18 protein-coding genes are annotated in these 22,245 nt (G+C 62.0%); 9 read left to right on the top strand and 9 right to left on the bottom strand.

The window, feature by feature from the left end; all coding sequences use genetic code 11:
• The first annotated feature begins 22 nt into the window (after positions 1-22).
• The gene (locus M2366_RS14350) at positions 23-1,606 is read left to right on the top strand and encodes a diguanylate cyclase (protein ID WP_404972800.1); all 1,584 of its coding nucleotides are present in this window, start codon (positions 23-25) and stop codon (positions 1,604-1,606) included.
• 105 nt (positions 1,607-1,711) lie between these two features.
• Here the strand turns inward: M2366_RS14350 and M2366_RS14345 are convergent, their stop codons facing one another.
• The 6 genes from M2366_RS14345 to M2366_RS14320 all read right to left on the bottom strand — a co-directional run bounded on the left by M2366_RS14345 (position 1,712) and on the right by M2366_RS14320 (position 7,052).
• Positions 1,712-2,383 (bottom strand): HAD family phosphatase, encoded by a 672-nt coding sequence (locus tag M2366_RS14345; protein WP_259270038.1) that lies wholly within the window; start codon positions 2,381-2,383, stop codon positions 1,712-1,714.
• 85 nt (positions 2,384-2,468) lie between these two features.
• Entirely contained in the window at positions 2,469-3,476 is a 1,008-nt protein-coding gene (locus tag M2366_RS14340; RefSeq protein ID WP_259270037.1) for an ABC transporter ATP-binding protein, read from the bottom strand.
• Between the two features lie 6 nt (positions 3,477-3,482).
• A complete protein-coding gene (locus tag M2366_RS14335; protein WP_259270036.1) occupies positions 3,483-4,259 on the bottom strand; it encodes an ABC transporter permease in 777 nt (258 codons plus the stop codon).
• Positions 4,252-5,148 carry an ABC transporter permease subunit gene (locus tag M2366_RS14330; RefSeq protein ID WP_259270035.1) on the bottom strand — a complete coding sequence of 299 codons (897 nt, stop codon included), beginning with the start codon at positions 5,146-5,148 and terminating at the stop codon, positions 4,252-4,254. Before M2366_RS14330 ends, M2366_RS14335 begins: the two co-directional genes overlap by 8 nt.
• Positions 5,148-5,981: an alkaline phosphatase family protein gene (locus M2366_RS14325; RefSeq protein WP_259270034.1), complete on the bottom strand. Its 834-nt coding sequence runs from the start codon at positions 5,979-5,981 to the stop codon at positions 5,148-5,150. The genes M2366_RS14330 and M2366_RS14325 overlap by 1 nt, the downstream gene beginning before the upstream one ends.
• A 9-nt stretch (positions 5,982-5,990) precedes the next feature.
• Complete coding sequence (locus tag M2366_RS14320) at positions 5,991-7,052, bottom strand: ABC transporter substrate-binding protein (protein WP_259270033.1); 1,062 nt, start codon at positions 7,050-7,052, stop codon at positions 5,991-5,993.
• A 187-nt stretch (positions 7,053-7,239) separates the two neighbouring features.
• Between M2366_RS14320 and M2366_RS14315 the strand changes: the two genes are divergently transcribed.
• On the top strand, positions 7,240-7,965 hold the full coding sequence (locus M2366_RS14315) for a UTRA domain-containing protein (protein WP_259270032.1): 726 nt from the start codon (positions 7,240-7,242) through the stop codon (positions 7,963-7,965).
• 133 nt (positions 7,966-8,098) lie between these two features.
• Here M2366_RS14315 and M2366_RS14310 read toward each other — a convergent pair whose 3' ends face one another.
• Together M2366_RS14310 and M2366_RS14305 are read right to left on the bottom strand one after the other, a co-directional pair.
• The gene (locus M2366_RS14310) at positions 8,099-8,863 is read right to left on the bottom strand and encodes a helix-turn-helix transcriptional regulator (protein WP_042044375.1); all 765 of its coding nucleotides are present in this window, start codon (positions 8,861-8,863) and stop codon (positions 8,099-8,101) included.
• 401 nt (positions 8,864-9,264) lie between these two features.
• Positions 9,265-10,164, bottom strand: coding sequence for a LysR family transcriptional regulator (locus M2366_RS14305; RefSeq protein ID WP_259270031.1), 900 nt, complete (start codon positions 10,162-10,164; stop codon positions 9,265-9,267).
• Positions 10,165-10,421: 257 nt separating this feature from the next.
• Here M2366_RS14305 and M2366_RS14300 point away from each other — a divergent pair, with 257 nt between their 5' ends.
• From M2366_RS14300 to M2366_RS14290, 3 genes are all read left to right on the top strand, one after another.
• Entirely contained in the window at positions 10,422-10,754 is a 333-nt protein-coding gene (locus tag M2366_RS14300) for a hypothetical protein (RefSeq protein ID WP_042044373.1), read from the top strand.
• Positions 10,755-10,783: 29 nt separating this feature from the next.
• Positions 10,784-11,470, top strand: coding sequence for a pirin family protein (locus M2366_RS14295; protein ID WP_259270030.1), 687 nt, complete (start codon positions 10,784-10,786; stop codon positions 11,468-11,470).
• A gap of 85 nt (positions 11,471-11,555) precedes the next feature.
• A complete protein-coding gene (locus M2366_RS14290) occupies positions 11,556-11,948 on the top strand; it encodes a DoxX family protein (RefSeq protein ID WP_042044371.1) in 393 nt (130 codons plus the stop codon).
• 12 nt (positions 11,949-11,960) lie between these two features.
• On the opposite strand, the gene M2366_RS14285 is transcribed toward M2366_RS14290, so the two are convergent.
• Positions 11,961-12,194: a hypothetical protein gene (locus M2366_RS14285; RefSeq protein ID WP_224431430.1), complete on the bottom strand. Its 234-nt coding sequence runs from the start codon at positions 12,192-12,194 to the stop codon at positions 11,961-11,963.
• Between M2366_RS14285 and recC the strand changes: the two genes are divergently transcribed.
• Genes recC through M2366_RS14265 form a run of 4 tightly spaced genes read left to right on the top strand, consistent with a single transcriptional unit; the run spans position 12,193 to position 22,190 of the window.
• Positions 12,193-15,606, top strand: coding sequence for an exodeoxyribonuclease V subunit gamma (gene recC, locus M2366_RS14280; protein ID WP_259270029.1), 3,414 nt, complete (start codon positions 12,193-12,195; stop codon positions 15,604-15,606). The two genes, M2366_RS14285 and recC, sit on opposite strands and share 2 nt — an antisense overlap.
• On the top strand, positions 15,606-19,241 hold the full coding sequence (gene recB / locus M2366_RS14275; protein ID WP_259270028.1) for an exodeoxyribonuclease V subunit beta: 3,636 nt from the start codon (positions 15,606-15,608) through the stop codon (positions 19,239-19,241). Before recC ends, recB begins: the two co-directional genes overlap by 1 nt.
• An 8-nt stretch (positions 19,242-19,249) precedes the next feature.
• Positions 19,250-21,304, top strand: coding sequence for an exodeoxyribonuclease V subunit alpha (recD, locus tag M2366_RS14270; protein ID WP_259270027.1), 2,055 nt, complete (start codon positions 19,250-19,252; stop codon positions 21,302-21,304).
• 52 nt (positions 21,305-21,356) lie between these two features.
• Positions 21,357-22,190, top strand: a complete 834-nt coding sequence (locus M2366_RS14265; RefSeq protein ID WP_259237225.1) for a tetratricopeptide repeat protein — start codon at positions 21,357-21,359, stop codon at positions 22,188-22,190.
• The last annotated feature ends 55 nt before the right edge of the window (positions 22,191-22,245 follow it).

The following is a 22,245-nucleotide window of genomic DNA, read 5'->3' as shown; positions in this document are numbered from 1 at the left end:
GTCCCTGTCACCGGAGTCAAGCTTGAGCAAGTCTCCTACCACCAAAAAGTACTGGTCTCTGGTGAGCCGCATGCGGCTGGGCCTGCTTGTGCTCTTTATTCCCGTGCTGGTGTTGGGGGGCATTTACTATCTGCACATGGCCCGTAGCCTGCAGCAGGAGCTGGAGCAGCGGCTCAGCGCCAATAACAGCCAGCTGCGTGAGAGCCTGGTTGAGCCCTACCTGGCCGAGCTGGAACGACAGTTTACCCTTATCTATGACCAAGTGAAGGCCGGGGATGTCAGCGGCAGTGAACTCGGCAACACCCACAGCTACCGCCATGACTGGCAGCTCTACAAGGGGTTGGCCTCGGATATTATCGCCATCTACCTCGGCACCGAGCGGCGCCTGGTGCTCAGCTACCCGGACTGGGATCATAACCCTGACTATGACCCCCGTACCCGGCCCTGGTATCAACTGGCCTTGGCGCACCCGGGTCAGCGGGTCTGGACCGAGCCCTATTACGATTACACCACGGGAAATTTGCTGATCTCCATCGCGAAGACGCTCACCGACGAGCAGGGCAAGATCCTGGGTGTCTTTGCAATCGACTCCCAGTTGCAGCCCCTCTCACTCCTGCTCAATCGGCCCGGTGAAGATGGCTATCAGAGCATCATCAGTGCCTCGGGTCGCCAGCTGGCCCACCCTGATCCCAAGCAGCTGTTCAAGATGATGCCCCATCCCGGTTGGCTCAGGCGCTTTACCGACGACAGGGGGCTCTTCTTCGACCAAGAAAATCGCCAGTTTGTCTCCTACAGCCACTTGCCGGAGCAGGGGTGGGTGCTGGTCAGTGTCAAGCCTGCGGCCAGCCTGAATCAGACGGTGGCCCGCGCCTCCCTCAACGTGCAGCTCATGGTGGTGCTGGCCTCCGTGCTCTACCTGGTACTGGCCATCGTCTGGACCCGCTATTTCAGGCGCATGCTCAACGAGATTGCCCGGATGATCCGCTACAGCCGGCATGATCCCTCTGCGACCCAGGTGGGCAGCATACAGGAGCTGAAACATATCTATGCCGAGCTGGCCGCAACTAGTCAGGATCTTCATGAAGTACGCCAGCTGGCGAACCTCGACAAGCTGACCGGCCTCTACAACCGCCGTTTCTTCGATGACCAGTTGGCTGAATTGCTGAGCGAGAGGGAGCCCTTCTTCCTCGCCATGTTCGACCTCGACGACTTCAAAGGGGTCAACGACACCTTTGGCCACCACACCGGGGACATGGTGCTCAAGCGGGTTGCCACCCTGGCCATGGAGCAGTTGGGCGAGCGGGGCTGGGTCTGTCGCTATGGTGGCGAGGAGCTGGTGGCCCTGCTGACGGGGGAGGATCAGCGCATGATCTTCGCCCTGCTCGACGAGTTTCGTGAGCGGGTAGCCAGCCTGACGTGGCGTGAACCCGGGTTGCGGGTCACCCTGAGCGGCGGTCTGGTGGCCAGTGGCCAGGCCCGGGAGGCCAAGGAGTTGATCGTCGCGGCGGATGCCGAGGTCTATCGCGCCAAGCGGGCGGGCAAGAATCGCTGCTATCAAGCGGGAGAGCTGGCCTCTGACCCCGAACCCCTGCTCAGGCAGGTATAGTCAGGGCCAGGCTGTTTTCGCCGGCTTCTGGATGGAACAAGGAGAGGAGAGCGCTGGCCTCCTCTCCTTTTTCATGGGGCGTCAGGCTGTCTCTGCCCCTGTCCGTTACGGCACCTTTGTCTCGGCGAGTTGCCACTGCAGGCAGGGCCAACCCGCCTGCTCGGCGGCTTGGCGAAGGCGGGGGGCAGGATTGACCCCATGGGGATGAGTCACAGCCTGCAGCATGGGCAGATCGTTGTGGGAGTCGCTGTAACCAAAACTCTCCTGCCAGGGGTCGTCAAGCCCGCCAAACAGCTGGTTGATGCGCGCCACCTTGCCCTCTCGAAAGCTCAGGGTACCCCGGGTCTGGCCGGTCAGCAGGCCTTCCTCTTCGTCGAGCAGGATGGCGATGCAGTGATCCATGCCCAACATGCGCGCCATGGGGGCGACCAGATGCTCGCCGGAGGCGGAGATCAGCACCAGGGTATCCCCCTGTTTTCGATGCCAGTCGATGCGGGCCAGCCCTTGGGGATAGATCCGCTCGCGCAACACCTGCTCGGCAAAGTGCTGGCACTGGCCATCGAGCCAGGCTCTGGATTTGCCCGCCAGGGGTTGCAGGGTGAAGGCCATGTATTGGTGCATGTCCAGCTTGCCCTGATGGTAGAGGGACATCATGGCCTGCTCCTCGGCAATCATGCTCACCGGGGCCAGCTCCTGGGCCACCATGTACTCCAGCCAGAGGCTGGCGGAATCCCCGGCAATCAGGGTCTCATCCAAATCAAACAGTGCCAGTGCCATCTAGGCTCCTTGCTATGAATACGGGGGGCTGGCGGGGCGGCACCCTGGCCGCGCCACCGTTGAAAAGAGCATGCAAACCCTCGGCTTATGCTACCTCACACAGCTGATCCCGGGCCACCGCCAGGGTGACGGCGCTGCCGACCGGCAGCAGATCCCGGGCCGAGCGGTTGAGGACGTCCACCGTCAGCAACCCGGCCTCGCACGCCACCTGATAGCGGATGATGTTGCCGAGCAACTGCTGGTGGCGTATCACTCCCGGCAGATGGGGCTCGGGAGGGCAGGCCTCCTGAGGCAATAGCGCAATGGCCTCGGGACGCAGTGCCAGCTTGGTGCTGCGTGTTCCCCCCAGCCACTTGTTGGCCTGTTCGGGAGCCAGCAGGTTGTAATGGCCGATAAAGCTCGCCACGAACTCATCGGCGGGCTGGGTGTAGATCTGCTCAGGCGTGCCGCTCTGGACGATGGACCCCTTGTTCATCAGGAACACCCGATCCGACAGGGTCAGCGCCTCCTCCTGATCGTGGGTGACGAAGATGGTGGTGAGCTCGAGGCGCTGCTGGATCTCGCGGATCTGCTGGCGCAGGCTGCGGCGGATGCGGGCATCCAGCGCCGAGAGCGGCTCGTCCAGCAGCAGGATCCGTGGCCGTACCACCAAGGCGCGCGCCAGTGCCACCCGCTGGCGCTGACCGCCGGAGAGCTCCCCCGGATAGCGGCGCTCGAAGCCGGTCAGCTCCACCAGCGCCAGAGCCTCTTTCACGCTGGCCGCCAGCTCACGCCCCGGCTGGGGCTTCATCTTGAGGCCGAAGGCGACGTTGTCCCACACCGTCATGTTGGGGAACAGCGCATAGCTCTGGAACACCATGCCGATGCCCCGCTTCTGGGGCGCCTGCCAGGTAATGTCTTCACCGGCCACTCGCACCTGACCGCCATCCACCGGAGTGAGTCCGGCCAGCGCCCGCAGCAGGGTGGACTTGCCACAGCCGGAGGGGCCGAGCAGGGTCACCAGCTCCCCCTTGCGGATGCCGAATTCGATCCCCTCGAACACAGGAGTGTCGCCGTAGGATTTGTGCAACTGATTGACTTCTAAATGAAACATCTTGGATCACCGATGAAATCTGTTGGCCGCCCAGGTGAGCAGCAGGGTCAGCAGGAAGTAGCTCATCACCAGGGCGCTGGTGAAGTGGCCCGAGGTGGCGCGCATGTTGTAGAGATAGACCTGCAGGGTCTCGTAGCGGGTGCCCACCAGCATGTTGGCAAACACGAACTCACCGAGCAGGAAGGAGAGGGAGAGAAACAGCGCTGCCAGCAGCCCCTTGCGCAGACAGGGGATCACCACCAGCAGGAAGGCGCGGCGACTGCTCGCCCCCAGCAGATGGGCGGCATCCATCAGATCCCTGAGCGGCACCCCTTGCAGGCTGTTGGCCAGCGCCCGGTACATGAAGGGCAACACCACTGTGAACCAGGTGCCGATGAGGATCCACGGCGTGCCGATGATGGGCAGGGGGCCGTCGGCGTAGATCTGCAGCAGCCCCACCGAGGAGACCACAGGCGGCACCGCGAAGGGGAGCAGGATCAGCAGGTTCATCCAGGGATCCAGCTTGGGGAAGTAGTAGGCCACCACCAGCACGGTCGGTACCAGCACCAAAGTCCCCAGCAGCAGGGTGGCGAAGCAGACCAGAAGGCTTCGGCCAAAGGCCGCCAGAAAGCGCGGATCCCCCCACAGCTTGAGATACCAGTCGAGGGTGAAGCCATCCGGCAGCAGGGTCGCCCCCCAGCGGGTGGAGATGGAGTAGAGAAAAGTGGCCAGCAGCGGCAGCAGCAGGGTGGCGACCAGCGCCCCCAGCACCCAGCGCGGCCAGCGCGGTTGCAAATCATGCATGGGATTGCCCCCTGTTCACGTAGCTCTTTTTCAGCAGCCACTGGTTGGCGGCCGTCACAACTCCCAGCAGCACCATCAGGATCACCGCCAGCGCCGCCGCCAGGTTGGGTTCGAGGAAGATGTCGCCTGAGACCAGGCTCGCCACGCGGATGGTCACCAGATTGAAGTTGCCTGTGGTGAGGGCGTAGGCGGAGGCATAGGCCCCCACCGCATTGGCAAACAGGATGATCAGGGTGCCGAGCAGGGCCGGGGTGAGCACCGGCAGCGCCACGTGCCACACATACTGCCTCTTGCTGGCGCCGAGCAGGGCGGCGGCCTGGGGCCACTCATCCTGCAGCGCATCGAAGGCCGGGTAGAGCAGCAGCAAGGCGAGGGGGATCTGGAAGTAGGTGTAGATGAGGATGAGACCAGCTCCGGAGTAGAGGTTGAAACCGTCGATCAGCCCCCAGGATTTCAGCAGCAGGGTGACGGCGCCGTTGATGCCGAGAATGATGATGAAGGCGAATGCCAGCGGCACCCCGCTGAAGTTGCCAGTCATGGTGACAAAGGCCAGCAGCAGCCGCTTGACCCGCTCGCCGCTGTGGCGCAGCGCCGCCGCCCCCAGGGTGCCGATGGCAAGCCCCCCTAGACTGGCGATGCCGGCGATGCGCAATGAGTTGGTGAAGGATTGCAGGTAGAAGGGGGAGCTCAAAATCTCCCGGTAATGGTTGAGGCCCCAGCCATCGGGGGTCTGAAAACTGCCCACCATCACCCAGACCATGGGGGCGAGCTGGAACAGTATCATCAGGAGGAAAAATGGCAGCAGTACCAGCGCAGGCAGCCAGTGGCGACGGGTTTGACGCGTGATCACTGCTTGATCCGGCAGGATCCGGGTGGCGGCAGAGATCATCAGTGTACCTCGCGCAGGCAGGCAGCCTTGAGTAGCGGCAGGCCGCTTGGCTTGTCATGGGAAACGCCAAGCAAGTCGGCCATCAGGCCGCAGAGCTGGGTTTGTTGCAAGGCCGGTCCGGCAGGCCACTGGGCCACAAAGGCATCGCCAAACAGCCAGAGCGGCACGGTGCGCTCCTCGGGCAAGGTGCCGCCGTGGCTCAAGTCGTTGTTCATGCCGTGATCCGAGGTCACCAGCACCTGGTAGCCTTCCCCCAGCCACTGGGGCAGCAGATCGGCCAGCAGGCTGTCCATGCGGCGCGCCTGGTTGCGGTACTGGCGGGAATCGAGGCCAAACTTGTGGCCAGCGTCATCCACTCCCATGGGGTGGATCAGCAGAAAATCGGGGTCGTACTGGCTACGCAGCCACTCGCCATCCATCAGCAGATGGCTGTCGGGGTAGCTGTCATCCCAGTAGAAGCAGCCGTGCTGGATCGGCAGCTGCTCGTCATGGGTATAGCGATCCCGCAATGCGAGCCAGGGAGTGCAGTTATAGAGCTCGCTCACCCAGTAATAGGCCGCGGCTGCCGTGCGTTTGCCGCTGGCTCGGGCGAGATGGAAGATGGATTCATGCTGGCTCAAGCGACTGACACCATTGTGGGTGATGCCGCTCGCCACTGGCGGTACGCCGGTCAGGATGCACTCGTAGAGCGGCCGGGAGAGGGAGGGCAGGGCACAGCTCAGGGTCGTATACAAGCCGCGCTGTGCCTCCACCATGCCTGTGAGGTAGCCCATTGTGTGGGCTACCTCGGCAGACAGGCCATCCACAAGTACCACTATCACCTTGTGTTGCACTGGATCCCCTTACTGCATGTTGATCATGACGGTTTCCTGCCACTGGCGCGGCAGGGCCTTAGAGCTCTGTTCCCAGGCGGCATGATCGCTGACCGGCTTGGCATTGGCATACTGCTCGGCAGGCAGCAGCTTGGCTTTCACGTCATCCGGCAATACCACATTGCTGCGGATGGGACGGGCGTAGCCACGGGCCAGGTTGATTTGACCTGCGTCTGAGAGGATGTATTCGCGGGCCAGCTTGGCGGCGTTGGGGTTCTTGGCCCACTTGTTGATGATGGTGGTGTAGCCGGCGATGACGGAGCCGTCGCTCGGGATCACCACATCAAACTTCTTGGGGTCGATCTTGTCGCGGTAGTTCAGTGCGTTGAAGTCCCACAGCACGCCGACTTCCACTTCACCCTTCTCGATATTGGCGATGGAAGGGTCGTTCAGGGAGAGGCGTCCCTGTTTGGCCAGCTGGCCGAACAGCTCCAATGCAGGCTTGAGGTTCTTCTCGCTGCCACCGGTGGCATAGGCCGCCGCCAGCACGCCGTTGTTGGCCTGAGAGGCGACGCCCACGTCACCCAGGGTCACCTTGTAGTCGCCACCCAGCAGGGATTGCCAGCTGGTGGGGGCGGCCTTGACCAGATCCTTGTTGATCAGGAAGGCGATGGTGCCGGTATAGGCCAGCATCCAGTGACCGTCCGCATCCTTGGCCCAGTTGGGAATATCGGCCCAGGTGGAGGGTTTGTAGGGCTGGGTGACCCCCTGCTTGACCGCAACCGGGCCGAAGGCGCCGCCCACGTCACCGATGTCGGCGGTGGCATTGGCCTTCTCGGCGGCGAACTTGGCGATCTCCTGGGCGGAGCTCATGTCGGTATCCTGATGCTTGATGCCGTAGACGCTGCCGATCTGCTGCCAGGTGTCTTTCCAGTTCGCCCAGCTGTCGGGCATGCCGATGCTGTTGAGCTGGCCTTCGCCACGGGCGGCCTTTTCGAGATCCGCGATATTTTCGGCGGCATAGCTATTGGTTGCAAAAAACGGCTGACTGATGGCCACCAGGGCCAGTGCACTTGCGATCAAGGTTTTCATCATCCCATCCCTCTGGACTAGGTCAGTTAAGGTTCGAGGGCGATGCTAGGGGGGGAATGTGACGGTGGCGGGGCGCTTTTGTGGCGATTGGATGACATTTTCTTGCCTGAGCCACTGTCATGGCAGCTTCATCTGGGCGGGATATAAGCGTGGCATTCGATTCGTTGGACTATGCCAGGAAAGGCTCGTGACCAGACCGCTCACCAAGAGTGAACAAATTTGCCAGACGCTGCACCGCTACATCGCGAGTGGGCAACTGACGGCGGGCCAGCAATTGCCCGCCGAGCGAGCCTTGAGCGAGCGTTTCGCCACCACCCGCATAACGGTCAAGGAGGCGCTCTCGACCATGGAGGCCGAGGGGATCATCTACCGGGCCGAGCGGCGCGGCTGGTTCGTGGCGCCCCCCAGGCTCGTCTATGACCCGGCTCGTCACACCCACTTTCATCAGTGGATCGCCGAGCAGCAGCGCAGCGCCGAGACCCGTTTGCTCGGTCAGGGCAGCGAACTGGCCAGCAGCGATCTCTGTCGCTGGATGGCCATCACCCCCTTCACCCCACTGTTCGGGATCCGCCGTCAGCGCCTCATCGATGGCCGCCCCGTGCTCCACGTCAGCCATCATCTGCTGGCGACCCGTTTTCCTGGTATCGAGAGTCAACCGCTGGCGGGGTCGCTCACCGAGCTCTATCTGCGCGAATATGGCATGGGGCAGGGGGGCGCACGGCTGGAGGTGACACCGGTGGCGGCACGGGGAGAGATTGCTCGGGTGCTCAACCTGGCCCAGGGCAGCCCCGTGCTGCGGTTGGTGCGGGTCAACTATGACCAGGCGGGCGCCTTGATCGACTGTGATATAGAGCACTGGCGTCCCGATGCAATCTGCATCGCGCTGGATACTAGGCCTGTCAGCCATGGCTGATCGCTGGTTGAGCACTGGCGTCAGCGCTATGGCAATCTGCATCGCGCTGGATACCCGTCCTGTTAGCCGTGGCTGAGCGCTGGCGTTTGAGGGAAATAGACCTCCCCCCGCAGGGCGAGGTCTGCGCTGAGTCCTAGCCGTCGATGTTGGGGATGAGATCGTCGAAGCTCTGGTAACCGCAGTCCGCCAGCTGCAGGGACATGGTGTAGGTCTTGGTGTCTTCCCGCTGGCCGATGGCGGGGCGGTTGAGCTTGAGCTCCTGATGCCAGTACTCCTTCATCCGCTCGATCAGGGCGAACGCCTCGCTCTCGTCCAGATGCAGCTGACAGAGCGCCATGTAGTTGTTCTGTTTGTGCATGTTTTCCACCAGATAGTCGCCAAGCACAGACATGGCCTGGCGTGCCTGCTGGCGGGCGAAGCGGCTGTGCTGCTCGAAGTTGATCCGCTCGCTGATGAGGAAATGGAAGCTGTTGTCGATGCCGAGCTGCAATATGCCAAGCTTCTCCAGCTTGCGCAGATAGAGATAGCAGGAGGCATCGGTCAGGCCGTACTCCCGCTTCAGGTCGATGAGGGTCTTGTCACGCCAGAAGATGTTGGCGAGGAAGGCGTAGAGGCCGGGCTCGTTGTGGAAGGACTCATCTTGTTCCTGGGTGAAGACGGCGCGGCGGCTCTGGGCCTCCTGAGTGCGTTCGAGCAGCTCCTCGAATGACAGACCCACCAGATGGCAGATCTCCAACAGGGTATCAAAGGGCAGTGATGGCTTGTTCATCATCCGTTTGATCGTCGCGATGGAGACATTCATCGCCTCCGCTAGGGTCTGATAACGGATCCCCTTGTCGATCAGCGTCTTCTTGAGGGTGTCGAGAATGTTAATGGCCAGGGTCTGGCTATAGGTCATGCGTCATTCCTTTATGTGCATTTGATGAACCGCCAAAAAGTGTACCTTTTCCATGGTTCGGGCTCAGATATTGACACTTTAAAAAACCAGGAGAAAGCAAGCGGTCGAAATAAGCGGGATGATCTGACCAGTTTGGGGCAAAGGTTGCAGAAAATGACACCGGGCGGTGCACATCCTTCAACTCTGCAACATAGTGCTGGTGAGGAATAACAGTTCGCGCATAATCGAACACGAATCGAATTCGAGACTTTCCTGGTTGCGAAATCGATTGTTTGCTTCCAATTTAAGGGTTTTTTTAAACCGAAAGGTTTTTATTCTTTCCTGGCAAATTGAGCGGATCCCGTCAGGGTTCCGCTTTTTTCTTTTCCCCTAATTTGCCCCTGACGTCAAGTTGTGACGCATTACGCCTTGGCCACAAACAGCTTGGGGATCTCCCGCACCAGCCAGCTCTTGGCCTTGCCCATGCTGTCCCGCCGCCACGCCAGCACGACCTGCACCTGATGGCGATACTCGGGGCCTATCACCTTGAGGCGCCCCGCCTTGATGTCCTCCTCGATCCAGTTCAGCGGCATGGTACCGACCCCGATCCCGGCCAACAGGGCATCGCGCTTCTCGGCCATGGTGCTGACGGTGAGCCTGGGTTGCTTGTCGAGCAGGCGATAGGTGAGGGCGGGTTTGCGCCGCGCCGAGTCGGCGATGGCAATGGCGCGGTAGCGACGCAGGGTCTCGTCCGCCAGGGGCTCCGGCTCCTGATGCAGCGGGTGATCCGGGTGGGCGACGTAGAGCATCACCTCCTCCTGCAGCAGTTGGTGTTTGATGCCGGTCAGCATGAGATCGGGATTGAGGGAAGAGATAAGCAGATCGGCACGGCCATCTTCCAGACTCTCCCAACTGCCCGCCAAGACCTCGGCCCGCAGTCGCAAGCGGGTATCGGTCAACTCGGCCAGTCGATCCACCAGCGGATAGAGCGCCTGCACCGGTACCAGGGCATCGACGGCTATGGTGATGTCGGTCTCCCAACCCCGCGCCAGAGCACGGGTCTCCCCCACCAGATGCTCGGCCGCCTGCAATAGCAAGCGACCCTGTTCCAGCAGCATGCGACCGGCCGGAGTGAACTTGGTTCTATGGCCGCTGCGGTCAAACAGCATGGCATCCAGTTCATCTTCCAGTTTTTGCACCGTGTAGCTCAGTGCCGAGGGCACCTTGCCCAACTCCTCCGCGGCGGCGGCGAAGCTGCCCCGTCTCTCTATGGCATCCAGCACCCGAATGGCTTCCAGGGTCAGTGCGCGCTCTTTGCTCATGGGTAGCCTTCAAATATTTTGAATATGATCGCCAGATTATCTCGCTAACAACTTAAGCCATGCAGGTTTAATATTCAATCATCGCTTGAGCAGGATGGCTCAGTGGCCAAATAAGTGCAGTTCCAGGCTGTGACCCCTTCAACATGAGGTGGTCAGCTTTCAGTAAAAGAACAACATAATATTTGACGTAGTCTCTTGCATGGAGGCATTGGCCCAGGCCTGACGGCCTATCAATGACATAAAAATCCAAGAGAGAATTGAACATGAAAAACGTAATCAAGATGTTGGCCGTTGCAGGCCTGATGAGTTCCGGTCTGGCCCAGGCCAGCGTGCCAGCTGATTTCAGCGCCACCCCGGGCTCCCTGCTCGTCAACTGGCAAGCCAGCGCTGTCATCGACGGCAAGTCCAACCCCATGCTGGAGGTGCGTGACGAGTCCGGCGATCTGCTGGCCTCTGTCCATGCCGATCTGATGGGCACCCAGCGGGTCAAACTGCCGAGTCGCACCCAGGGCAACCTGACGGTGAGCCTGGGTGACGAGTCCAGTGAGTACCGGATCCCCTTCGGTCTGGGTGATGGTCGCCAGCGTTAACCACAGCTTTATAGCGTAAGGAGCACACCATGATGCAACTGAGAGCCGCAGCAGATCGAGGTCACGCCAATTTTGGCTGGCTCGATACTCACCACAGTTTTTCCTTCGGTCACTACTACGACCCGGAGTGGATGGGGCACTCAGCCTTGCGGGTCATCAACGACGACATGGTGGCAGCGGGTGGCGGTTTCGCCACCCACCCTCACGCCAACATGGAGATCCTGACCTGTGTGCTCAAGGGCACCATAGAACACAGGGACAGCCTGGGTCATGCCGAGCAGATCCCGGCTGGGGATTTCCAGTTGATGAGTGCGGGTTCAGGCATTCGCCACAGCGAATACAACCCCTCTCAGAGTGAATCTCTGCAACTGCTGCAGATCTGGATCGAGCCGAACGAGTTCGGTACGACCCCCGGTTATCAGCAGAAGCGGATAGAAAACCAGCCAGGCATGACGTTGGTGGCATCGCCGGATGGCGAGGCCGGATCCTTCAGCATTCGCCAGCAGGCCCGGGTATGGCGACTGCAACTCGCCGAAGGGGAGACCCTCAAATGGGCATTGCAAGGGCGTCATGGTTACCTGCATATGATTTCAGGGAGCTTGACCGCAAACGGTCTGGCGGCCCAGCCTGGCGACGGGGTACTCAGTCGTGATGAAGATAACTGGACACTGAGCGCCTCCCAAGGGAGCGAGGCTCTGTTGTTTGATCTGCCTTGATAAATAAATCTTGGCGAAATGAATGAGTTAGTAAATCGGTCTTACACTATTAACACTGTGAATTGGTAATCAAAGGAATCTGAAGATGGACAAGATGAGAGATGTGGCACTGCTGGTTGGTCGTATTCTGCTGGCCCTGATGTTTGTGGTCGCAGGCTGGGGCAAGATCGGCGGCTACGCTGGCACCCAAGGTTATATGGAGGCCATGGGAGTGCCCGGCGCCCTGTTGCCCCTGGTGATCCTGCTGGAGCTGGGCGGTGGTCTCGCCATCATGCTGGGCCTCTTTACCCGTAGCATCGCCGTGCTGATGGCCGGCTTTACCCTGATGGCGGCCTTCCTCTTCCATTACCAGCCTGCGGAGCAGATGCAGATGTTGATGTTTATGAAGAACGTTTCAGTGGCTGGTGGCTTCCTGGCCCTGGCGGCAGCGGGTGCCGGTGCCTTCAGTGTGGATGGCCGTTTGGGCAAGTGCTGGTAATACCCTGATACGTCATATTTTCCATAAAGTTCCCATGTTTTTAGCCGGCGCAGCAGCGCCGGCTTTTTTGTGTCCGTGATTTGCCACCGCCAATGTCGGTAGTGTGATGGCGGCCCGCTCTGCTGCTACAAGGGTCTTTTGCATCTTCCCCCCCGATCCCTGACAATCCAATGTCTGGTGAAGTGACGGGATTTGTTCATCTTTTCCTGCGCGCACCCCTCTTTTTAATTGGCGGGACTTGCCCATGTTTACCCTCTACCACTCCAATCAGCTGGATCTGCTCAAAGAGTTGCTGGTGAACCATATCCGGCAGGCGCCCCTCTCTCACCCCTTCGAGCACGAGCAGATCCTGGTGCAGAGCCCTGGCATGGCCCAGTGGCTCAAGCTGGAGCTGGCCAAGGCCTTCGGCATCGCCGCCAATATCGACTTCCCGCTACCCGCCAGCTTCATCTGGGAGATGTTCACCCAGGTGCTGGCAGATGTGCCCCGCCAGAGTCCCTACAACAAGGGATCCATGAGCTGGCAGCTGATGACCATTTTGCCCGCCCTGCTGGACAGGCCCGCCTTCGCGCCGCTGGCCGCCTATCTGGGGGGAGATGACGAGGATCCTGCCCAGGATCCCGAACAGGTGCGGCTCTGGCAGCTCTGCCAGAAGGTGGCGGATCTGTTTGACCAGTATCTGGTCTACCGACCGGACTGGATAGCCCGCTGGGAAGCGGGGGGGGGATTGGTTGATGGCAACAGCCAGGAGCTGGCCGGGGTGAGCGGTCAGGATTGGCAGCCCGAACTGTGGCGCGAGCTGGTGGCCCGCACCCTGGCCCTCGCACCCAGCGGCTACCACAGAGCCAACCTCTACGAGGAGTTTATCCACGAGTTGGCGCGCACCCGGGATCTGCCGGGCAAGCTGCCGCAACGGGTCTTCGTGTTCGGTATCTCGGCGCTGCCACCGCGCTATGTGGAGGCCCTGCTGGCCCTCGGCAGCCGACCCGAGGTGGAGGTGCACCTGTTCGTCACCAACCCCTGCCGCTACTACTGGGGGGACCTGCTGGACAGAAAAACCCTGGCGCGCCTCGAAACCAGGCTCAAGCCCGGTACCGACATCGAGACCCTGCAAGGGCCCGCCAACCCGCTGCTCGCCTCCATGGGCAAACTGGGGCGCGACTACCTGCATCAGCTGATGGAGCTGGAGGTGCCGCAAATCGAAGCCTTCGTCGATATCGACGAGGTGGATGAGCAGGGCCATGTCAGCCTGCTGCGCGCCATCCAGAAGGATGTGCTGGAGCTGGCAGAACGGGGCGCCGGTCAATTCGACCTCGACAGCAGCCATCACAAGAGCCCCATCAGCCCGGCGGATGGATCCCTGCAGATCCACGCCTGCCACGGCCCGATGCGGGAACTCGAGGTGCTACACGACCGGCTGTTGGCGCTGTTCGAGCAGGATCCCTCTCTCACCCCGAAAGATGTGGTGGTGATGATGCCGGACGTGAACAGCTACGGCCCCTACATTCAGGCGGTGTTTGGTGCCCGTGGCCAGATCCCGTTCGCTGTGTCGGACAGAGCCGCCAGCCAGGAGAGCCCGCTGCTGCAAAGCTTCCTCGCCCTGCTGCACCTGCCAAATGCCCGCCTCGGTGCGGGGGAGCTGCTCGCCATTCTGGAAGTGCCCGCCGTGCTGCGGCGCTTCGAGCTCGATGACGACGAGTTCAACCAGCTGCGGGTCTGGGTGCAGGAGACCGGCATCCGCTGGGGGCTGGATGACGGCTACCCCGTCCGTTTCGATCTGCCGCCCATGTCCGGCAACAGCTGGCTGTTCGGCCTGCGCCGCATGCTGCTCGGCTTTGCCATGGGCGACGGCGAGCCGGTGGCGGGCATGTCGTTCTACGCCGATCATGGTGCAGGGCAGCAGGGCGCTGTGGCCAGCATCTTGCCCTACCCAGAGATCGAGGGTCAGCAGGGCTTGGCGCTCGGCAAGCTCGCCTGGTTTGTCGACTCCCTGGCGGAGTTTTTGCCCCGGCTGCAACAGGCGCAGCCGCTGGCAGAGTGGAACGCCTGCCTGCTGGCGCTGCTGGAGCGCTTCTATCTGGCCGACGAAGATGAAGAGCGTCAGCTGCAGCTCATTCGCAGCCAGCTGGCCGACTGGCAAACCCAGCTCGGGGAGGCTCGCTTCGATCAGCCCATCACCGCCGACCTGTTGCAGGATTATCTCGGCAGCGTGCTGGGGGAGTCTCGCTCCAGCCAGCGCTTCCTCGCCGGTCAGGTCAACTTCTGCACCCTGATGCCGATGCGCTCCATCCCCTTCAGGCAGGTGTGCCTGCTCGGGATGAACGACGGCGTCTACCCGCGCACCCTGGCCCCCATGGGCTTCGATCTGATGGCGGTGGCATCGCGACGCGGGGACAGATCCCGCCGCGATGATGACCGCTACCTCTTCCTGGAGGCGCTGCTGAGCGCCCAGCAGGGGCTCTACATCAGCTATCAGGGCTTCAGCGCCCAGGACAACAGCGACAAGGTGCCCTCGGTGCTGCTGGCGGAACTCATTGACTATGTGCGCCAGGGCTTCGTGCTGGCGGGGGATGAGAGCCTGGATGACGAAACCTCCGGCAAGCGGCTGCTCGAACATCTGATAGTGCCGCACCCGCTCACCCCCTACAGCCGCAACTACTTCTACCCACAGGCGGGGTCCGGCCTCTTTACCTATGCCGCCGACTGGCTGCCCGCCCTCAATCCGGTGCGCGGCGCGGCGAATTTCCAGAGCGGCGAGCTGCCTTTACCTCCCGAATGGGGCAAGGAGCAGGGGCTGGAGCTCGCGGAGCTGCTGCGTTTCTATCGCCAGCCAACCAAGTATTTCCTCAACCGCCGCCTCAAGGTGTGGTTCGAGCGCAGCGAAGCCAACATAGAGGACAGCGAGCCGTTCGAGCTGGACGGCCTGCAGCACTATCAGCTCAAGGCCCTGCTGCTCGATGCCCATCTGGCACAGGGGGATAGCTCAGTGCGCCGCGAGCGGTTGCAGCTCACCGGCCTGCTGCCCCAAGGCTGGTTCGGCAGCCTGCTGCTGGAGGATCTGGACGCCGAGATGGGCAAGCTGGCGGATCGGCTGAGACCCTGGGTTGCGGCCAATGAGGCAGAAAAACGGGCGGTGGAGATCGATATCTCCCTGACCCAGGGCCAGCTGCAGGGGTGGATAGACACCCAGAAGGGGCGCTTGCTGGTGGTCAAACCCGGCAGCTTCAACGGCAAGGATCTGCTGCTGGGCTGGGTTCAGCACCTCTGCCTCTCATTGAGCTGCGCCCCCGGCGACACCCTGCTGTTCGATGCCAAGCAGAGTCTGCGGCTGCCAGCTCTTCCGGCCGAGGAGGCGCGCCCCAGGCTGGCAGCCATGGTCTCCCTCTGGGCCCAGGGGATGAAGCGGCCGCTGCCGTTTTTCCCCAATACCGCCTGGGAGTGGCTCAGGGCGATCGAGAAGGATCCGGACAAGCCGGAGGCGGCCGACAAGGCGGCCCTCACCCGCTTCAACGGCGGCTACATGGTAACGGGGGAGGGGCAGGATCCTTATGTTGCCCGCTGCTTCCCCGAACTGGATGACGCCGTGCTGGGCCAGTTGCAGGCCCTGGCCCGGGAACACCTGACCCCGCTGCTCAAGACCCTGGAGGAGCTGAAATAATGGCTAACCCGCTCAATACCCTGCGTTTTCCCCTCCACGGTGAACGACTGATCGAGGCCTCCGCCGGGACCGGCAAGACCTATACCATCGCCGGTCTCTATCTGCGCCTGCTGTTGGGCCACGGCCCGGTTATTGAACAAGACAGTGGCGAAGAGGGGGCCGATGTGGGTCAATCCAGCGCCCACGAGCGGCCGCTCTCGGTGACCGAGATCCTGGTGGTGACCTTTACCGAGGCCGCCACCGCCGAGCTGCGCGGGCGGATCCGCGGTCGCATCCACGAGGCGCGCCTCGCCTTTATGCGGGGTGAGAGCAAGGATGACTTGCTGGCCCAGTTGCTGATCGAGGTGGAGGATCACGAGCTGGCGGCCCGCCGCCTGCTGGCTGCCGAGCGGCAGATGGACGAGGCGGCTGTCTTTACCATCCACGGCTTTTGCCAGCGGATGCTGAAACAGAACGCCTTCGAGTCGGGCGCCCTGTTCGAGACAGAGTTTTTGACCGACGACAGCCAGCTCAGGCTGCAGGCGGTGAGCGACTACTGGCGCGCCGAGTTCTATCCGGTGGATAAAACCCTGGCGAGTTCGGTGCGCGCGCTCTGGCCTAGCCCCGCCGCCCTGCTGCGGGAGATGAACGGCTGGCTCGACAACAGCGAGCTGGAGATACACCCCGCCTTGGGGGATGAGACCCTCGCCGCCCGTCATCAGGCTGCCATGGCCCGTATCGGGGCTGTGAAGCGCGAGTGGTTGGCGCAAGGGGACGAGATCCGCCGCCAGACCGACGGCCATATCAGCCGCTACACCGGCAAGAACTACGAAGGCTGGCTTGCCAAGATAGCCGACTGGGCACAGGACGAGGGGAGCGGTTACGCCATCCCCAAGGAGCTGGAGCGCTTCGGGCAACGCGTGCTGGAGGAGAACCTCAAGAAGGGGGGCGCGGTGCCGACCCTGCCGCTGTTTAACCAGATCGACGAGCTGCTGGCGAGCCGCCCCGGTATTCGCGACCTCATCCTGCAACGGGCGGCCAAGGTGGTGCGCAGCCGGATGCAGGCGAGCAAGCGCCAGGCCCATCAGCTCTCCTTCGATGACCTGCTCAAGGATCTCGACGGGGCGCTGGGCTCCAGCCTTGGCGAGCGGCTCTGCGATCGCATTCGCGCCACCTACCGGGTGGCGATGATAGATGAATTTCAGGATACAGACCCCCAGCAGTACCGCATCTTCCACCGTCTTTACGGCGGCCACACAGACACGGCGCTGCTGATGATCGGCGACCCCAAGCAGGCCATCTACGGCTTTCGCGGCGCCGACATCTTTACCTACATTCAGGCGCGGCGAAATGTGAGTGCCCACTACACCCTGGGGCGCAACTACCGTTCCAGCGGTGCGCTGGTGGGGGCGGTCAACGGCCTGTTCGAGCGGGCCAGGGATCCCTTTATCTACGAGGCGGATATCCCCTTCCTGCCGGTGGAGGCCCAGGGCAAGAGCAAGGCGCTGCTGCTGGATGGCGCCACCGCACCGGTGCTCCACTGCTGGCAGCTGAGCGGCCAGCCCACCTTCAACCGGGGGGATTACCAGAGCAAGATGGCCCGCGCCACCGCCGCCGAGATCCACCGCCTGCTGACCCTGGCCCGGGAGGGCAAGGCGCAGATAGGCGATCAGGCGGTCAAGGCCGGGGATATCGCCGTGCTGGTGCGCACCGGCAGCGAGGGCAAGCTGGTGCAGCAGGAGCTGGCGCGGCTCGCCATCGCCTCCGTCTATCTGTCGAACCGCGAGAGCGTGCTGGAGCAGGTGGAGGCGCGGGAGATTTTGCTTATTCTGCACGCCTGCCAGAACCCGAGCGAAGAGCGGAGCCTGCGGGCGGCGCTGGCCACCGGGATCTTTGATCTGGATGCCAAGGCGCTGGACGCGCTGGCCTCGGACGAGCGGGCCTGGGAGAGCGCGGTGCAGGAGTTTATGGAGTACCGGCAGATCTGGCATCGCCGTGGCGTGCTGGCCATGCTGCGGGCCCTGCTGCACAGGCGCAATCTCGCCTCCTCCCTGCTGGCGAGCCCCTACGGCGAGCGGCGGCTGACCAACTTCCTCCATCTCGGCGAGCTGCTGCAACAGGCGAGCAGCGAGCTGGATGGGGAATATGCCCTGCTGCGCTGGCTGGGGGAGGCGGTGAGTCGCCCGGGCGGCCAGGATGCCGAGCAGGTACTGCGGCTCGAATCCGAGCGCAAGCTGGTGCAGATAGTCACCATCCACAAATCCAAGGGGCTGGAGTACCCCCTGGTGTTCCTGCCCTTCATCTGCAGTCACAGAACCGCCGAGACCCCGCTCTATCACGAGGCGGACGAGGGGGGCAATCGCACCATTCTCGATCTGACCGGCGCCGAGGGTTCCTTGGCCGAAGCTGACAAGGAGCGCCTCGCCGAAGACTTGCGACTGCTCTACGTGGCGCTGACCCGGGGCGTCTATGCCACCTGGCTGGGGCTGGCCCCGGTGCGCTCGGGCAACGGCAAGTCGGAGAAGACCGAGCTGCACCACACCGCCATCGGCTACCTGCTGCAAAAGGGGGAAGAGGGGGATGCCGAAACCTTGGCGACAGCCCTCACCGAGCTTGCCCAGGCGCTGCCCGGGGTGGTGGTCTGTGAGCCCTCGCTCACCCGTCCGGCCCCGCTGCCGCCAGAGGAGGAGCAGCTGGGGGAGCCTCAGGTGCGTCACTTTACCGGTTCCCTCGAGCGGGACTGGTGGATCAGCTCCTACTCCGGGCTGGCGGCCCAGGGGAACGGCCACGGCAAGGGGGTCTTGGCGAACCCCGGCTTCGATGACGAGGTAGTGACCGAGGCGGCCGCGCTGGCGGCTGAACTGTCTACAGCACAACAGGAAGAAGCGCCCCAGCCCTCCATCTTCACCTTCCCGAAAGGGGCCCGCCCCGGCACCCTGCTGCACAGCCTGTTCGAGACCATAGATTTTCAAAGCGCCGCTGGCGACTCGCTGGCCCAGCATATCGCCGCCCTGCTGGCGCAGGATGGCTTCGACGAGAGCTGGGCCCCGGTGCTGCAACAGCAGGTGGAGGCGGTGCTCGATACCCCCCTGGATACCGGCTTTGACGAGCCGGTGCGGCTGAGGGATCTGGCCCCCGAGCGCAAGCAGGTGGAGCTGGAGTTCTTCCTGCCCATGGGGCGGGTGACGGCACCGGCGCTGACCGCGCTCTGCCAGCAGCACGACCCCCTGTCGCGGGGCAACAAGCCGCTCGGCTTCGCCACTGTGCAGGGGATGCTCAAGGGCTTTATCGATCTGGTGTTCGAGTGGCAGGGGCGCTGGTATCTGCTCGACTACAAATCGAACCACCTCGGCATGAGCCTGGCCGATTACAGCCGTCCGGCGCTGGAGCGGGCCATGGCTGAGCATCGCTACGACCTGCAATACCAGCTCTATTCCCTGGCGCTGCACCGGCTGCTCAGCCTGCGGTTGCCGGGCTACGACTTTGACCAGCACTTTGGCGGGGTTTTCTATCTGTTCCTGCGCGGCATGCCGCAAGGGGGAGTATTCCATACCCGTCCGAGTCGTGAACTGGTGCTGGGGCTCGACAAGTTGTTTAGTAAAGGTGTGATGCCTGACGATCATCGTTTAGAAAAACCAAACAAGGCAGAGGCATGAGGGGCGAGATGAAGAGCGACGGTATGATCGAACGGCTGAAAGCCCTGGCGCTAGGGGGGCGTATCCGCCAGCTGGATCTGCAATTTGCCAAACTGGTGGCCGATCTGGGCGGCAGCCCAGAGCTGGTACTGGGGGCTGCGCTCGCCTGCTTCGAGCTGGGGCGCGGTCATGTCTGCCTGCCGCTTGAGATGCTCTCTCATTCTGGTAACGAAAAGGGATCTCTGCGGCCCTTCGGGCTGGATCCGGATCAGAGCCGGGATCTGCTGGGGGATCTGGCGGATCCTGCGAGCTGGCCCGCCCTCTTTGCGGCAAGTCCGCTGGTTGGCTCTGAACAGCATGAGGGGGAGGCCCCCCGCTGGCCGCTGCGGCTCTGGCACGGGCGCCTCTACCTCACCCGCTACCACGATTTTGAGCTGGGGGTGGCCCGCCATCTGCGCGCGTTAAGTGAACGTGCCGAATGGCCGGAGATAGCCCCGGCCCTGTCGCGCCTCTTTGCCCGCGACCACGGTCTGGTGTTCGGGGCGCTGCTCAAGGCCCGCCTCGCCCCCGATTTCTCGGCCCGCCACTTCGTCGAGAAGTATCTGGATCTGGTGTTCCCCAATGAAGTGGATTGGCCCGCCATAGAGGCGCTGCTGGGGAGCGCTCAGGCTGCGAGCGACTTGAGCAAGCTGGATGCGCTGGTGCCCGAAGCGCTCTGCTGCAACGGCCAGAAGCTGGCGGCGGCCACGGCGGCGGCGCGCCCCTTTGCAGTGATCTCAGGCGGCCCCGGCACCGGCAAGACCACCACTGTCGCCAAGCTCCTGGCCATCCTGGTGGAGACAGGCCTGCAAGCAGGCAAGGCACCGGCGATCCGGCTGGTGGCCCCCACCGGCAAGGCGGCGGCGCGCCTCACCGAGAGTATCGGCTCCGCCCTGCAGGCGCTGGACTTGCCCCCGGAGTGGGCCCAGGCCATCCCCACAGAGGCGGGCACCTTGCACCGGCTGCTCGGGGTGATCCCGGGGCGCAGCCAGTTCCGCCACCACGCGGGCAACCCGCTGCACCTCGACTTGCTGGTGGTGGATGAAGCCTCCATGGTCGACTTGCCCATGATGGCACGCCTGCTCGATGCACTGCCGAGCCACGCCCGCCTCATCCTGCTCGGCGACAAGGATCAGCTCGCCTCGGTGGAGGCGGGGGCCGTGCTCGGGGATATCTGCAGCTTTATCGAACAAGGCATCAGCCCCGCTCAGGCGGATTGGCTCTCCCGCCAGACCGGCTACCGGCTGCAGGGTTCGCCTGCCGGTGCACCGGTGCGCGACAGCCTCTGTTTGCTTTCCAAGAGCTGGCGCTTCGATCAGCACTCCGGCATAGGCCAGCTGGCGCGGGCCTGCAACGACGGCGATGCCGCCGCGGTGGAATCGGTCTGGAGTGCGGGATTCAAGGACATCAGCCTGCACCCTTGGGCGGGAGAGGCCTACGAGGCCCTGATTGCCCAGGGGGTGGCCGGCTACGGCAGCTATCTGAAGGCCGCCCGCGCGGGAGAAGAGGCGTCCGCCGTGTTCAAGGCGTTCAACGGCTTCCAGATCCTCTGCGCCCTGCGGGACGGCCCCTTCGGGGTGCTGGGGCTTAACGAGCGGCTGGAACTGGCACTGTCACGGGCTGGCCTGATCGCCCGGGATGGCGACTGGTATGCGGGCCGCCCCGTGATGGTGGTGCGCAACGACCACGGCATCGGCCTCTACAACGGCGACATGGGGCTCTGCCTGCCCGATGAAACCGGCCGCCTCAAGGTGTGGTTCGAGCAGCCGGACGGCACCTTGCGTGCGCTTCTACCCAGCCGATTGCCGCCCCACGAGACTGTCTACGCCATGACAATCCACAAATCCCAGGGCTCGGAGTTTACCCATACCGTGCTGGTGCTGCCCGACAGCCCCAGCCCGCTGTTAACCCGTGAGCTGGTCTACACCGGCATCACTCGCGCCAAGGCGCGACTCGATCTCTACGGCGACCGCGCCCTGCTGGCACAGGCCGTGCGGAAAAAGACCGAGCGTTATTCCGGATTGGCGGAGAGGTTGGGGAACTAACAACAATGAATGATGAACTGTAATTTTTATCTGACTGTAACAGGAGCATATTATGAATAAACGGAGCAGCTCAGAGTCAGCAGATAACGTTGAGGAACTAATAATAGTGAATCGTATAAATATAAAACTAATACTAATGCCGATAATGTTGGCCGCCTATGTTGGTGTACCATTCTTTTCCTATGCAACAGAGTCTGGCGATGATATCGAGAAAGAGATGTGTGCAAAACTGCCTGCCATTATTAAAAAGGGTAATGAATCATATAGGGCGGGGCAGTATGCCGAAGCAAGAGAGCACTTCACTGAGCAAGTATCGTTAAGTGAGGGGTGTGGATATATCAATGGCAAGCCAGATAAAGCTGCGATTATCACTGCATATAACAATGTTGCGCTTTCTTACATAAAAGAAGGGGATAAGCTTAAGGCGCTGGCATGGTTGTCATTGGCTCCGAACGATAAAAAATCTAAATTCAACTACGGTCTGCTTAAAGACATGCCTGTCTCCATTGGACCTGATATGGTGGGGACCTATTGGCGATATGCTGGTTTAGGAAGCTGGAATGTAGCCTCTGTAGAGAAGCAAGGTAATGACTACTTGATATCCTTGAATCTGCTCTACTTCGGGTTAAGAGGGATGGCCTATGGTCCTAACATGGGGGAAATCTCTCAGATTGTGACTATGAAGGGCGATGAGGGGTTGATACAACTTACCGGTGAAGAAGGTAATTGTGAGATTTCAATAAAATTTATAGATAAAGATAATGGTATCCTGAAGGTTGATACAAATCCCGACAGAAAAGAGTGTGGTTTTGGCCACAATGTATATGCGTACGGTGATTTTATTAGAGTGTCGAAAAAACCTACACCATTTGATATCGGTTACTGAGTACGAACGTGTTTCTTTCGTTAATCTCGTATGTTGGGCTTCGCAGGCTTAGCAC

This window comes from Aeromonas sp. BIGb0405 (assembly GCF_024807335.1).
Classification (GTDB): domain Bacteria; phylum Pseudomonadota; class Gammaproteobacteria; order Enterobacterales; family Aeromonadaceae; genus Aeromonas; species Aeromonas rivuli.
The sequence above is the reverse complement of the archived record's forward strand: the minus strand, read 5'-3'. Positions and strand labels throughout refer to the sequence as shown.

Coding starts and splice junctions, on each gene's coding strand:
- M2366_RS14265 (WP_259237225.1), top strand. CDS start 21,357: ATGAATAAACGGAGCAGCTCAGAGTCAGCAGATAACGTTGAGGAACTA.
- recD (WP_259270027.1), top strand. CDS start 19,250: ATGAAGAGCGACGGTATGATCGAACGGCTGAAAGCCCTGGCGCTAGGG.
- M2366_RS14290 (WP_042044371.1), top strand. CDS start 11,556: ATGGACAAGATGAGAGATGTGGCACTGCTGGTTGGTCGTATTCTGCTG.
- recC (WP_259270029.1), top strand. CDS start 12,193: ATGTTTACCCTCTACCACTCCAATCAGCTGGATCTGCTCAAAGAGTTG.
- M2366_RS14340 (WP_259270037.1), bottom strand. CDS start 3,476: ATGTTTCATTTAGAAGTCAATCAGTTGCACAAATCCTACGGCGACACT.
- M2366_RS14320 (WP_259270033.1), bottom strand. CDS start 7,052: ATGAAAACCTTGATCGCAAGTGCACTGGCCCTGGTGGCCATCAGTCAG.
- M2366_RS14335 (WP_259270036.1), bottom strand. CDS start 4,259: ATGCATGATTTGCAACCGCGCTGGCCGCGCTGGGTGCTGGGGGCGCTG.
- M2366_RS14345 (WP_259270038.1), bottom strand. CDS start 2,383: ATGGCACTGGCACTGTTTGATTTGGATGAGACCCTGATTGCCGGGGAT.
- recB (WP_259270028.1), top strand. CDS start 15,606: ATGGCTAACCCGCTCAATACCCTGCGTTTTCCCCTCCACGGTGAACGA.
- M2366_RS14310 (WP_042044375.1), bottom strand. CDS start 8,863: ATGACCTATAGCCAGACCCTGGCCATTAACATTCTCGACACCCTCAAG.
- M2366_RS14330 (WP_259270035.1), bottom strand. CDS start 5,148: ATGATCTCTGCCGCCACCCGGATCCTGCCGGATCAAGCAGTGATCACG.
- M2366_RS14295 (WP_259270030.1), top strand. CDS start 10,784: ATGATGCAACTGAGAGCCGCAGCAGATCGAGGTCACGCCAATTTTGGC.
- M2366_RS14285 (WP_224431430.1), bottom strand. CDS start 12,194: ATGGGCAAGTCCCGCCAATTAAAAAGAGGGGTGCGCGCAGGAAAAGAT.
- M2366_RS14305 (WP_259270031.1), bottom strand. CDS start 10,164: ATGAGCAAAGAGCGCGCACTGACCCTGGAAGCCATTCGGGTGCTGGAT.